Origin of the sequence: Paenibacillus chitinolyticus (assembly GCF_045038035.1) — a bacterium.
Lineage (GTDB): Bacteria > Bacillota > Bacilli > Paenibacillales > NBRC-103111 > Paenibacillus_F > Paenibacillus_F chitinolyticus_A.
Genome location: NZ_CP173427.1, coordinates 4,894,334 through 4,907,749, shown reverse-complemented (window position 1 = coordinate 4,907,749; position 13,416 = coordinate 4,894,334). Strand labels below are relative to the sequence as shown.

The window sequence follows — 13,416 nt, the reverse complement described above, 5'->3', positions numbered from 1 at the left end:
ACATGGTCTCGATCGATTTGAATTGCGATATGGGCGAAAGCTACGGCGCTTACCGGTTCGGCCGGGACGAGGAGCTGCTGGAGAGCATTTCATCGGCGAATATCGCCTGCGGGTTCCACGCGGGAGATCCCGGCGTTATGCGCCGGACAGTGGCGCTCTGCCTGGAGCAAGGCGTCGCCGTAGGCGCGCATCCCGGGCTGCCCGACCTGGCCGGCTTCGGCCGCCGGGAGATGGCAGTCGGCGCCGAAGAAGTCTACGAGCTGACCTTGTATCAGCTCGGAGCCCTTCAAGCCTTCGTGCAGGCCGAAGGCGGCACTCTCCGCCATGTGAAGCCCCATGGCGCTCTGTACCACATGGCGGCCGCACGCGGCGATCTGGCCGATGCGGTCGCCCGGGCGGCGCTGCGCGTCAGCGGCGGCGCTCTCGTGCTGCTCGGACCGCCGGGCAGCGAGCTGCTCCGCGCCGGGAAGGCGCACGGGCTGCGCACGGCGGCCGAGGCGTTCGCCGACCGGACGTACCGGCCGGACGGCACCCTGACGCCCCGGACGGAGCCGGGAGCGCTGCTGAGCGACCCGGCGCAGGCGGCCGCGCAGGTGCTGCGCCTCGTGCGCGACGGCGTCGTGACCGGCGCGTGCGGCGAGACCGTGCCGCTGGCCGCGGAGACGGTCTGCGTGCACGGGGACGGCCCGCACGCGGCGGCCATCGCCCGATCGGTCCGTGCGGCGCTGGACGAGGCAGGCGTTGCGGTCCGACCGCCTTGGGGCGCGTGAGGAGCCTCGTGCGGGCTGGGGCGGTAAGGCGCCGCAGGACCGCCGGGCCATCGGAACCGGGTGCACAGCCCGCGGTGCGACGCGTTCGCGGCGCGCTTCAGGTGCCTCAGGACGGCTGACGGCGAGAGCCGAATCCGGCCTGGAACCGCGGAGCTGCTGCGTTTTCCAGGAATATCTGGAAAGAACGACTATAACGAATCTTCCCCTTGAGAACGGGCCTGCAAATATGCGTTAATAGAGATGCAGCCGGCCGGCTCCACTCTATCAGGAAAGGAGTGATTCGGAACAATGAACACGACAATGGAGGTGGCTTCTGCGTAAGCGGAAGCCCGTGTCGAACCGGGGGCGGCAGCGCCCCCGGTTTTTATTTTCCTGAAGATGATGTGAAATATGCGTGACAAAAACAGGCCGACTCCATATAATTGGAAATAGTAAACCCAAAAAAACTAGGTGAAAGGAGATGGTTTCCATGAAATTTGTTCAAACAGTAAGAGTGAAAGTCACCGTAGAGGTGCTCATTTTCTAACTGCTATCATCATGGAAGTACCGTTCACCTGTTTGTATATACATACAAGCTGCGGCACGATACCTATCGTGTATATCTTTCCTTAAGAATGATAGCAGGTGCAGAAGATGAAGACCCTCTACGTTTGACGATGCGGTACGGATCATACACGACCAATTCGAGGAGGTTTTCATCCGATGAGTTACAAGAACGGCAAGGATATTCTTCCGGCCAGCTTGCTTAAAGAGCTGCAGAATTACATTCAGGGAGAGATCATTTACGTTCCGAAGAAAGAGAAGAAGCGCGCAGGCTGGGGAGAAAATAACGGAACCCGCCTCATCATAGAACGGCGCAACCGCGAAATATTCCGGTTATACCAAAACGGTTCAACCGTGCTGGAGCTGATTCAGACGTTTCATCTATCGGAAGACAGCATACGCAAGATCATTGGAAAAACACGCGAGCGGCTCAAAGAAGCTGCCGCGACACCATAAAACGGCGACCTCTAAGGCCGCCGTTTTTCTATGTCTTCCGGCAGTCTCCCCCAGAGGCTGGAAATTTTTTTACCCGGATCGGGCTCGTGTGCTATCATAGATAAAAAGTTGCGGTAGATGGTTTATGGAAGGATTTCGGAAATTTTAATCGAACCCTATCGGTGTAGAGCAGACCGCAGACGAACAGGAGGAATGGACTTGAATCCATACCGCATTTTGCTCGCAGACGACGAAGCCGCGCTCCGGTTTTTGTTGACCGAGACGCTTTCGGACGAAGGATACGCCATCACGGAGGTTATGGACGGTAAAGAAGCGGTTGCCGAGCTCGTTAGAGAACGTTACGATCTGGTTATTCTGGATTACATGATGCCGGAGAGAACCGGGGTCGAGGTGTGCGAATGGCTGCGTTCGGAAGGCGGGGTCAACCGCGAAGTGCCCGTTATCCTGCTGACCGCCAAGGCTCTGGACAAGGATCGCGAGAAAGCGACTGCGGCCGGTGTCAGCACTTATATTGTCAAGCCGTTTAGCCCTCTTCAACTGGTCGATACCGTGGAGGCTCTTATAGGCGGCGCATGACAGCGATTACGCGATAACGAACGGAGTGAATCTCAACCATGAATCAACCGAGCTCCCGGGGGCATGGCGCAAATGCCAAGGGAAGAGACGAACGGCTGCTGAAGCAGGGGCGGAGGCTGTTCATTAAGGAATTGGCCCATCAAATCGCACAGATGGACGACCTGCTGGTGATCATAGCTTCCTCACCCGAAGTGAAGGATCTTCAGGATATGTACCGGATCGTGCACATGTTGAAAGGAAGCGCCCCCATGTTCCAGTTCGGGAGAATCGGCAAAATCGCCGAGGAACTCGTCCGCGTGTGGGAATGGACGCAGTCCCTTCATCCGTCTGCGGCGTTAACGGCGGATTTTACCCCTCTGGTCAATGAAAGCGTCACGCATACGAGCGAATATATCCGTCATCTGCTGATGGAACACGAGGTTTCGGTGATCGAGCTCGAGGTGGACGAACAGAAGGAAAACGGGATCGTACACACAATGGGCGGCAAAAGGCGCCTGCTGATCATAGACGATGACGATGTGCTGCGCACGTATCTGGTGCGGCGGCTCGAACTGGACGGCTACATAGTGGACGAAGCGAGCGACGTTCCGTCCGCCAAGCTGCTTTTGCGGGAGCAGGTCTACGATTTGATTACGCTGGATCTTATGATGTACCCGCAGTCGGGTTATGAACTTTTCGATTTTCTGAAGGAAGATCCGACTTTGAAATGGGTGCCTCTGATCGTGTTGTCCGGCCGTGACGATTTAAGCGATAAAGTGCGCTGTTTCCATCTGGGCGCGGATGATTACGTGACGAAGCCTTTTCAATATGAAGAGCTGGCCGCACGCATTTACGGGATTGTGAAAAGAACCAAAAATTTCGAAGAGCTGGCCTTCCGCGATCCCTTGACGGCGGTGTTTAACCGGAGGTACTTCGATCACCAGATTCAGCTGGAGCTGGAGAGGGTGCAGCGCTATCCGTCCGCCATCTCGCTCGCCTTTATCGATATCGATAATTTCAAACGGATCAACGACCGGCACGGTCACCATACGGGAGATCTGGTTCTTCAAGGTCTCGCGCATTTGCTGCAGACCCGGATGCGCTCGACGGACCTTGTTTTCCGTTTCGGAGGAGAAGAGTTTGTCGTGGTCATGCCGGGGACGGGAGCGGAAGCGGCGGCGGATTCGGTGCGCGCTCTGCTAGAGATGGCTCATCTTCAGCCAATCGTGTCCGACGAGGGGGAGAACTACTGGATTACGTTCTCCGCGGGCGTGTCGGCCTGGCACCCGGATCTGTCCATAGACGAATGGATTCTGCGGGCCGACCGGGCGATGTACCGGGCGAAGCAGCACGGCAAAGACCGGATCTATATCGAGGAGGAAACGGGAGCCGCTCCGGCCGGTTCCGAAGGAAGCCTCCGGTATCGTCCCAAGCTGCTCGTCGTGGACGACGATAAGATTTTGCGCGCCATTGTGGTCTCGGGCCTGCAGCACCTGCCTCTTGACATCGAAGAGGCGGAGGACGGAGAAGCCGCCTACGAGCGTATCCGCGAAGGCGGCATAGATTTGTGCATTTTGGACGGCATTATGCCCAAAATGAGCGGAATCGAGCTGCTGGAGCGTCTTAACACCGAGCCTCCCGTGACGGGAGCCATGTGCAAGGTGATTATGCTTTCCGGTCGGAAAAAAGAAGAAAGCATGGACACGCTTCAAAAGCTAGGCGTTCACGAGTACATGACCAAGCCCTTCTCGATGGTCGAGCTGGAAATGAACGTGAAGCGGCTCCTGGAGTGAGAGGCGTGCGTCCGCTTCATCCAATTAAAAAAACCATTTCAGGCCTGCCGCAGGCTGAAATGGTTTTTTTAATGGAAGGTAAGCCGGGCGCCGGAATTGCCCGGTCGGACATCGGCAGCAAGAGCGCTTTACACGAGCTGTCCCTGCGCCGTAAAAAATACGCGTCCGCCGACATGGATGGCGAACCGGCCGTCCATTTCGCTTGCCCGCAGATATAGCCGCGACGGGCGGCCGATCTCATAGCCCTGCTCGACAGCCGTTTCGACCGACGGGCCGCCGAAATAGCGGTAACGCGCCAGGTAAGCGGCCAGGCAGCCGTTAGCGCTGCCCGTAGCCGGATCTTCCGGCACTCCGAGTTCATCCACGAACACGCGGGCGTTGATTCCGTTCGCGTTATCGTAAGTCTCCGGGCAGAACGGCATAACGGGGACGGCGGCCTCGGCAGGAAGCGCCGCCGCCGCTTCGGCCCGGTAAACCGCGCTGCGCACGGAAGCGAGGGTTTTCACGGGAATGAGGAGGAAAGGAATGCCGGTCGATACCACCCGGGCAGGGTAGCGTTCGTCGATTTCCTCCGTTTCCAGCCCGATTACCGCTGCGGCGGCAGAAGCGGTCACACGGCTTCCGAAGGAAGGTTGAAGCTGCTCCATCCAGAGCACGCCGTCGCTGCCGAAGGTGACCGGAATGTTTCCGGCGGGAACTTTCAGGGTAATTTCCTGTGCATCGGGACTGTAAAGGTGACGGATGATCCAGGCGGTTCCCAGACAAGGATGACCCGCGAACGGCAGCTCGCTGTTCGGCGTAAAGATACGGACCCGGTAGCTTCCGTCCGCATCCGGTTCCGGCTGGAGGAATGTGGTCTCCGAATAATTCATTTCGCGGGCAATGCTCTGCATATCCGGGGCGGGCAGCGGCTCGGGACAAATGATGACGGCGAGAGGATTTCCCGCATATTTCTTTTCGGCGAACACATCGACGATATAAAATTCCTGCTTGGACAAGCTCATGGGGGCACCGCCTTTTTATCGGGAAATAGGATTTGAAACAATTTTAATGAAATTTTTTGTGAAAGTACAGCGCAGAAACAGAAGCAGGACTTCTCCCTTCTTTCATGGAATTGTCATCTGGGCTTTCTTTGTCCGCCTTTTTCATCGCGTATACTGGAGGAGGCCGACAGCTCAAGATATTCGATTCGGGCAACCTGTTTCTGGTACACTCATCTTAGGGGGTGGAGTAAATGGCCAAACGGTATTTTACGGTAGAGGAAGCCAACGCCCTGCTGCCTGCGGTACAGGATCAGATCTCCGGTCTCAAGGAAATCAAGAAGAAGTTTGAGGACAAGTATGCGGAGCTGCGTGAAAAAAGACAGGCGGTCCGCAGGCTGGGCGGAAAAGAAGCGTACGATCCGCTCTTCGAGCTGGAATGCGATCTTGAATTTCTGCAGATCGAAGCCCGCGGAATGATTCAGCACTTTTATCATCAAGGTATCGAGCTTAAGGACATTGATTCCGGCCTTGTTGATTTTCCATCCATTCTGGGTGGCGAAGAAGTCCTCCTCTGCTGGCGCAGCGGAGAGGAACGCATCGGTTATTATCATAGCCGGCAGGACGGATACACGGGCCGCAAACCGCTTCCCGGAGATTAAAGGTCCGGGCAGCGTGACTTACAAAGACACTGGAGGCGGATAGACTGAACATGGAAGGAAAGGGAGTGAAGACGGCACGGCGGGCCCTTTTTACGGCCGGTCTGCTGTGCCTGCTCGTTATCTTGGGAGGATTGTTTCCCCGGGAGGCCTTTGCGCATGCGATTCTGACCGGGACGGACCCCGCTCCGAACAGTACGCTGGCGCAGGCGCCGGAACAGATCAAACTGACCTTTAACGAGCCGCTGGAAGAAGGCGTCTACTATATACGTGTTCTTGACCAGTCGGGCGCGAAGGTTACGGACAATGCGGCGACGATGACGAAAGACCGGACGGGGATCGTTTTGCAGCTGCCGAAGCTGGACGACGGGCTGTACGTGGTGTCCTACCACGTCATCTCGGGTGACGGTCATCCGGTGGGCGGGAGCTATCCGCTCACGGTCGGCAATGCGGCGCCCGCCGCGCAGAACGGGAACACGGGCGGCACGTCCGCTTCGCACAACCATAATCTCGGCAGCACGGGCGTGGACGGGCTGATCCAGTATACGGCGCGCGGTCTGTGGTACGCGGCGATGCTCGCGCTGACCGGCTGGCTGCTCTGGAGGCGCTCGGAATCCGGCCGCAAGCTGCCGCAGGAAGTTTCCGCGAAATGGACGCTGAATCTGCAGCGGTTTTACTTGGTTGCTTTGCTTTTTGTCATTCTTACACATGTGGAAGCTCTCCTCGGCGACGGAGGACTTTCCCAGCTCGGCAGTTTGCTGACGGGTACGGGAATCGGTATTTCCTGGCTCGCAGCGCTCGGCTTGTCTCTGGCGGGCTTCGTACTGCTCGGACGAGCCGCCTGGCTGGACTATGCCTGGGCGGCCGCGCTGCTGGCGGTTAAATCCCTGTCCGGGCATGCGGTGACATTCTCGCCCGTCTCGGCGAGCGTAGCCGCCGATTTTATCCATCTGGTAGCGGCGGCTGTCTGGGTAGGCGGCTTGACGACGGCAGCGGCGGTGTACCGGAACAGAAGGGAGGAGTTTACCTCCTTCCTGGCCCGTTTCTCAGGAGCGGCGCTAGGGTCGATTATCGCGCTTACCGTGAGCGGTGTCGTGCTGACGCTGTTATTCCTGCCCAGTCTGGATAGGATCATTTATACCCAGTGGGGTATTCTTTTGCTCGTTAAGGTCGGCGTCGTCGTGCTTGTCGTAGGGACGGCCGCCTTCTTGCGCTATACGATGAAGAACAAGCGGGACAAGGCGACAGCGAAGCTCTACAAGACGGATTTCAGCTTGATGCTGGTTATCCTTGCGGTGGTCGGCATCCTCACTTACTTGTCTCCGGCTCCCCCGAATGAGCCGCTGAACTGGCACGAGATGGGTAAAAGCGTGCATATGACGACCGAAGTGTCTCCGAAAGCGCCGGGCACCAACACGTTCAAGGTGACGGTCTGGGTGCTGGATACGATGGGACCGCCCAAGCATGTGCAGATGAACGCCCAGTACGAGCCGAAGGAAGAAGAGGAGGCCACGCTGGCTCCCATCCAGATTCCGCTGGAGCTTCAGGAGAATCAGGAAGAAAACTGGCTGGAGGGGTACAACATGTACACCTATTACACCCAGGGACCTTACCTGCCGCTTCCCGGCAAGTGTACGCTGGAAGTCCGGATTATGGACTCCAACGACGACGAGGCGGTTTACAAGAAAGAATTCAGGCTTTATTAGCCAGCGAAAACAGCCCCTTATGCTTGCCTGCATAAGGGGCTGTTTTTTTGTGCGGCCGCGGAGTTCTGAGAAAGTTCTGGGAAGAGTGGGCCGGAGCGGGAACGCGTGATCCGGGCGGGAATGTCGGCGGGATGATGAAGGCTGCACGCCGTTGACGTCCTGCAGCGCTCCGGCCGTGTAGGGTTTCCGTTGGACCGGGGTCCGCAGAACTTAGCCGCAAGCGCCGCAGTACGGGCCCCCGAGATTCCGGGATTCCGGATTACGGAGATTAATCACCGGCTTTGCCCGCGTCCCGGCGACAGGCGGCCGTAGGTCCATTTTCTCCAGAGCCACTCGGCCGGCCCGTAGCGGAATCTTTTCAGCCAGAATGCCGAAAAGGCGATCTGCAGCGGGTAAATGGCCAGGCAGAGCAGGGTGCCCTGCCACAGACTGACTTGACCGTATAAGCGGAAGCCGAGGAACAGAACCACACAGAGGACCGTCTGCGACAAATAATTGGTCAGCGCCATCCGGCCGTAAGGCTGGAGAAACCGGAGCCGCCGCTGCCAGACCGGATTTTCGAGAAGCAGGGCAAGGCCGGCGATGTAGACAAACGCCAGCGTGAACCCGCTCATGTAGACGAGGAAGAACGTCACGAGGCTGAGATCGGTTTCCGCCCCGATCACGTAAATGGCGGCGATGGCCGCCAAAAGCGGGAGGCTGAGCGCAAGGCACCGGCTGCGGATCTTGCGCCACCGCTCCCGGTGGGCGCTTACGTCATGGAGCAGGCCGCTTCTTCCTGCCGCGAGCCCGAGCAAGAACATGCCCAGAACCACGGGCAGCATGGAAAGCTGGCTGGACAGCGAGTCCCACACTTCGCTGCGCCAGTGCCAGGCCAGCCAGTCGGGCCAGGAGAGCGTCCGGAACGCGTGAAGGCTTGCGGCGGCTTCGGCTTCCGTGTATAAGGGGCCTCCCAGGGAGGGATCGATCCCTCCCCTCGCGTAGGCGATCAGCGCCACGATCAGGGCGGGCAGGCCGAGAATCAGCAGCAGGTAGCCGAGCGCGAGGAGGAGTCCCCACTTGCGGACGGTTTCCGTCTTCATCCGGTAAAAAACGGGAAGCAGGAAGCCTGTGATGGCGTAAAGAGTCAGGATATCTCCTCTCCAGAAGAGCGCCAAATGCAGTAAGCCGATCAACAGCAGCACGAGCAGGCGCCTGCGGAACAGGCCGGGACCGTATCCCTTCTGTTCGGCTCGCGACATGAAGATGTAGAATCCGAGCCCGAACAGGAAGGAGAAAATCAGGTAAAATTTTCCCTGGACGAACAAATCGAACAGCAGCCGGAGCCACCTGTCCGCGCCGTGGTAGACCGCAAATTCGCTTCCGCTGAAAGTCGGCATATTGACCAGGAAAATACCGAGCAGAGCGAAGCCGCGGATGATATCGAGCGCGATGATGCGTTCAGTCCCTGCGGAGGGGCCGATCATAGGAGTAACACCGTCCCGTCATAGCCCTGAAAGGCGATTTTTTCCTCATCATACGTGAAAGAGCCCCCGGTAGCAAATCGGGGGCTTACAAACGGAAGCGAGGCGGTACGGGCAAGCCCCGAAGCTCTAATCGGAAGCCGTTACGGTCCGGGTGACGGTCTGTGCGGTCTGTCCGGCTGCGCTGTCGGCGGGCGGGTTCGTTCTCCCGCACACGGCCGCGCTTCCGACACGGCTGACAGCTTGCCTGGCCGTCCGTTTCCGGCAGCAGTTCCGCGGCCGCGCCCGCTATCCCGCTCAGAACAGCGTGAGCGCCCACAGAATGAACGAGGTGGCGGGGACGAGCAGCACCTGGGCCAGAATCGTTCCGGCGAGACGGGACAGCATGAGGAGGCCGAACATTTTGTTAACGGCCTCCTGGCTGGCTTTGCCGTGCATGGCCCGGTCCGTCAGCAGCCCGACTTTCGGATCGATCAGCAGCGTCATAATAATGGTGGCGATGCCGTTGATAAGGGCGGAGGACATGGTGGCCTGCGACTTGTTGTCCGGGCTGAAGGCCGATGCGTACAGGGCCGACAGGACGCCGACCGTGTAGATGGCCGTGACGACGACGTTGAGCAGCACGAGGCGTTTGGGCACCCCGCCGATCCGCAGGCGGGAAAGCATCTGCAGGCGGGGCGGGCGCAGGTGCTTGCGGGCCTGCTTGATGCCGTGCACGTTAGCCGTAGCCTTCAGCAGGGACGGAATGGAGCCCGTGACTTCGAAATGGGCGATCATCCGCGCCGACAAGGAGACGAGGGTCGGAAACAGCACGATCGCTACTGCCGTTCCGACCGATGCCGACATCAGGACGAAGCGGAACGGGGCCAGCGCCAGATGGGGATCGGTTTGTCCGGCCTTATCGGCAATGCCGGAGATCATCAGGCCCTGCACCATGTTCGAGGTCCGGGAGATCAGGACGATCATACCCGCCAGCGAAAGGGCGACAGCCAGTTTGGCGGTCCGGATTCCGGCCAGACGGAAGGCGTAGGCGGACGTTTCGGCCGCGTGAATAATCAGGGTGAACAGACAGGCGAGGAGAAGCATGGTCAAGAGATATCGACTCTCCTTTGAAGGAATGGAATCGCGCCCCCGTCGGGTCCGGTGCTTGCGGGACTCGTACCTTGGCAAGGGTCATAGGAAGTACGGCACGATATGCCGCGCGGCATTGCCGTTCGTTTATTTTTTGTGCGTTACTGCCGGCGTGTTCATTTTGCCGTCCGGTCTTTCTAGTGGAATTATACAAGGAACCTTTCCTATAAGCGAGAGAACCCGGCAGACAGAGGAAGATTTTTACACGGGAAAACGGATCGTTTGGGCGGAAAACGAGAGGTTTCAGGTTGACAACCTCGAAGTAAAAAGGTATCATTCCTTGTGAATGATAATCATTATCACCGAGAACGGACAGGGGAGAATAGAACGAATGAAATCAGCAGCACGCAAATCTTACGTATTGTGTCTGATCGTCCTTGCGATGGCGCTTGCTCTGGCAGGCTGCGGCAAAGGCAACCAGGCTTCGGATGGGGGAGCGGCATCGCCCGCGCCCGGAGATACAGCGAAACAAACGATCAAGGTTAAACATGCCATGGGCGAGACCGAAGTGCCGGCTGCGCCGAAACGCGTCGTCATTCTGACGAATGAAGGAACGGAAGCCTTGCTGGCGCTGGGCGTCAAGCCGGTCGGAGCGGTTAAATCGTTCACCGGTAACCCTTGGTACGACCACATCAAAGCCGATATGGAAGGCGTAACCGTCGTGGGCGACGAGCATCAGCCGAACATGGAGGCGATCATCAGCCTGAAACCGGATCTGATCATCGGCAACAAAATGCGCCAGGAGAAGGTTTACGCCCAGCTCAGCGCGATTGCGCCGACCGTATTCTCCGAAACGCTGCGCGGCGAGTGGAAGAACAACTTCAGCCTCTATGCCGAGGCGGTGAACAAAAAAGCGGACGGCGAGAAATTGATCGCGGACTTCGACAAGCGCATTGAAGATTTCAAATCCAAAGCGGGCGACAAGCTGAAAGAGAAAGTTTCCATCGTACGGTTTATGGCCGGCAAAACCCGCATCTATCTCGACGATACGTTTACCGGCATTATTTTCAAACAGATCGGCATTGCCCGTACGCCTGTAAAAGCCAAGGATACGTTCGTGGAGGAAATTACGAAAGAGCGCGTGCCGGAAGTGGATTCCGACCGTCTGTTCTACTTCACGTATGAAACGGGCGACGGCAACGGTATGAAGCAGGAAGAAGCGATTACCAAGGACCCGCTCTGGCAGAACCTGAACGTGGTGAAGAACGGCAAGGCCCAGAAGGTGAACGACGTAACCTGGAACACGGCAGGCGGCGTTAAAGCGGCTAATCTGCTTCTCGACGATTTGTACAAGTTCTACGACATCAAGTAAACATAACTGGCGAAGCTCCGGCGCCGCCAAGCGTAAACTCCGTCCTTCGGGCGGGGTTTTTTTACTATGTTTCGGGCGCTTATCTTAAAATAGTTTAAGAAATCCCACAAAATAGGATATGGTATCATTAAGGACAAAGACAGAAAACGGGCGGTTACCCAAGCAAACCGTTAGCCGTGTTGGAGGTACAGTTATGTACGGGGGAACGATACTACTTGTCGACGACGAGACCGAAATCACCAATCTTCTGGAGATTTACTTGAAAAATGAAGGTTACCGGTTGTTGAAAGCATCCGACGGCTCCGAGGCTCTCGAGCTTTTGAACGAAAACGAAGTCGATCTGATTATTCTGGACGTCATGATGCCCCGGATGGACGGAATCGAGGCGTGCATGAAAATACGGGAAGAAAAGCATATGCCGATCATCATGCTGTCGGCCAAAAGCCAGGAGATCGACAAGATCACGGGGCTGAGCATCGGGGCGGACGATTACGTGATCAAGCCGTTCAGCCCGCTGGAGATGCTGGCACGGGTCAAATCGCAGCTCCGCAGGTACCGGCAGCTCAACAGCCATCCCGCCAAAAACGAGAATGAAATTCTTATCGAGGACCTGCTCATTAATTTGGGAACCCATAAAGTATATGTGGAGGGCAGCGAGGTCAGACTGACGCCCAGAGAGTTTGCGATTCTTCAGGTGCTGGCACGCAACAGGGGGCAGGTGCTGAGCATGGAGCAGATTTACGAAGCCGTATGGGACGAGCCTTTTTTTGAATCGAACAATACCGTCATGGTTCATATCCGCAAAATCCGCGAAAAAATCGAAAAGGACCCAAGCCGTCCGCAAATGATCAAGACGGTCTGGGGAATCGGCTACACCATCGAATAAGTTCGGCTCGGAGGGGCAAGACTGGAGTGAACAAACTTGAAAAACAAATTTATCCACACCGTGCGCTGGCAGTTTATTTTTATCTTTATTCTCAGTATTGTGTTTGCCGCGGGAACCGTGCTTCTCGCCTACCGGATAATGAAGTCGATCATCGGCCTCAGCTATTACTCGGGCCCCCTGCGCTGGGTCGTTAACAACATCGGTTCTACGCCCGTGATGGTCGTGGTCGGGGGCGTGCTGTTTCTTGTTTATTTTTTTATTTTCAGCCGCAAGATTATCGGGTATTTGGAAGAGATCACACAGGGCGTGCAGGAAATCGCGAAAGGCAATCTGGACTACGAAATCGTGGCCCGTTCTTCCGACGAGCTTGGCGAAGTTGCGGAAACGATCAACGTGATGACCCGGAAGCTGAAAAAGTCCATCGAAGAGGAAAGAAAAGCGGAACGGACGAAAAACGAGCTGATCACGGGCGTTTCGCACGATCTCCGTACCCCTCTGACGTCGATTTTGGGCTATCTGGAACTGATTGAGACGGACCGGTACAAGGATGAAGTCGAACTCCGGTATTATACGCGCATCGCTTTTGAGAAAACGAAAAATTTGAACAAGCTCATCGACTACTTGTTCGAATACACGTCGCTGCCCGGCGAAGGCATCGAGCTTGAAATGAAGAAAGTGAACATCTACGGCTTTCTGAAGCAGCTGGCGGAGGAGTTCGTCCCGATTTTATCGAAAGCGGGCATGACGTGCCGGGTGACTGCGGAAGACGACACGCTATATATCCGGGCGGACGGCAGGCAGCTGGTCCGGGCCTACGAGAATCTGATCTCCAACGCGATCCGGTACGGCAGCGCAGGCAAGGTTGTCGATATCAAAATCACCCGCAGCGGGCACGCGGCTGTCGTGGAGATCGTCAATTACGGAGAGCCCATTCCGGAATCGGACCTGCCGTATATCTTCGAACGGTTTTACCGGGCGGAGAAATCAAGATCGTCCCGTACGGGCGGAACCGGCCTCGGACTGGCTATCGCCAAGAGCATTATCGAGATGCACGGCGGGGAAATAGCGGCGCGCAGCAACCGGAAGCAGACGGTTTTTGAAACGCGGCTCCCTCTGCAGCCTTCACGACAACCCGGAACAGACAGCTAAGGAAGGCCGATTA

The 13,416-nt window shown here is 57.1% G+C and carries 12 protein-coding genes; 9 read left to right on the top strand and 3 right to left on the bottom strand.

The window, feature by feature from the left end; genetic code table 11:
* The first annotated feature begins 2 nt into the window (after nt 1-2).
* The 4 genes from ACI48J_RS22145 (at nt 3) to ACI48J_RS22130 (ending at nt 4,117) form a co-directional block, all read left to right on the top strand.
* Nucleotides 3-770, top strand: a complete 768-nt coding sequence (locus tag ACI48J_RS22145) for a LamB/YcsF family protein (RefSeq protein ID WP_405080276.1) — start codon at nt 3-5, stop codon at nt 768-770.
* A gap of 702 nt (nt 771-1,472) precedes the next feature.
* The gene (locus ACI48J_RS22140) at nt 1,473-1,769 is read left to right on the top strand and encodes a CD3324 family protein (RefSeq protein WP_009676152.1); all 297 of its coding nucleotides are present in this window, start codon (nt 1,473-1,475) and stop codon (nt 1,767-1,769) included.
* 198 nt (nt 1,770-1,967) lie between these two features.
* Nucleotides 1,968-2,345, top strand: a complete 378-nt coding sequence (locus tag ACI48J_RS22135) for a response regulator (protein WP_405080275.1) — start codon at nt 1,968-1,970, stop codon at nt 2,343-2,345.
* Nucleotides 2,346-2,383: 38 nt separating this feature from the next.
* The gene (locus ACI48J_RS22130; protein WP_405080274.1) at nt 2,384-4,117 is read left to right on the top strand and encodes a diguanylate cyclase; all 1,734 of its coding nucleotides are present in this window, start codon (nt 2,384-2,386) and stop codon (nt 4,115-4,117) included.
* A 128-nt stretch (nt 4,118-4,245) separates the two neighbouring features.
* Here the strand turns inward: ACI48J_RS22130 and ACI48J_RS22125 are convergent, their stop codons facing one another.
* Nucleotides 4,246-5,121 (bottom strand): PhzF family phenazine biosynthesis protein, encoded by an 876-nt coding sequence (locus ACI48J_RS22125; RefSeq protein WP_405080273.1) that lies wholly within the window; start codon nt 5,119-5,121, stop codon nt 4,246-4,248.
* Between the two features lie 230 nt (nt 5,122-5,351).
* On the opposite strand from ACI48J_RS22125, the gene ACI48J_RS22120 reads away from it, so the two are divergent.
* Entirely contained in the window at nt 5,352-5,759 is a 408-nt protein-coding gene (locus ACI48J_RS22120) for a DUF2203 domain-containing protein (protein WP_405080272.1), read from the top strand.
* Between the two features lie 50 nt (nt 5,760-5,809).
* Nucleotides 5,810-7,462: a copper resistance CopC/CopD family protein gene (locus ACI48J_RS22115; RefSeq protein ID WP_405080271.1), complete on the top strand. Its 1,653-nt coding sequence runs from the start codon at nt 5,810-5,812 to the stop codon at nt 7,460-7,462.
* Nucleotides 7,463-7,734: 272 nt separating this feature from the next.
* Here the strand turns inward: ACI48J_RS22115 and ACI48J_RS22110 are convergent, their stop codons facing one another.
* A complete protein-coding gene (locus ACI48J_RS22110; RefSeq protein WP_405080270.1) occupies nt 7,735-8,928 on the bottom strand; it encodes a DUF418 domain-containing protein in 1,194 nt (397 codons plus the stop codon).
* A 294-nt stretch (nt 8,929-9,222) separates the two neighbouring features.
* Nucleotides 9,223-10,011 carry a lipid II flippase Amj family protein gene (locus ACI48J_RS22105; protein ID WP_405083267.1) on the bottom strand — a complete coding sequence of 263 codons (789 nt, stop codon included), beginning with the start codon at nt 10,009-10,011 and terminating at the stop codon, nt 9,223-9,225.
* 376 nt (nt 10,012-10,387) lie between these two features.
* On the opposite strand from ACI48J_RS22105, the gene ACI48J_RS22100 reads away from it, so the two are divergent.
* The 3 genes from ACI48J_RS22100 to ACI48J_RS22090 all read left to right on the top strand — a co-directional run bounded on the left by ACI48J_RS22100 (nt 10,388) and on the right by ACI48J_RS22090 (nt 13,403).
* Nucleotides 10,388-11,368, top strand: coding sequence for an ABC transporter substrate-binding protein (locus ACI48J_RS22100; protein ID WP_405080269.1), 981 nt, complete (start codon nt 10,388-10,390; stop codon nt 11,366-11,368).
* 193 nt (nt 11,369-11,561) lie between these two features.
* Entirely contained in the window at nt 11,562-12,254 is a 693-nt protein-coding gene (locus tag ACI48J_RS22095; protein ID WP_405080268.1) for a response regulator transcription factor, read from the top strand.
* Nucleotides 12,255-12,290: 36 nt separating this feature from the next.
* Entirely contained in the window at nt 12,291-13,403 is a 1,113-nt protein-coding gene (locus ACI48J_RS22090; protein WP_405080267.1) for a sensor histidine kinase, read from the top strand.
* Nucleotides 13,404-13,416: the final 13 nt, after the last annotated feature.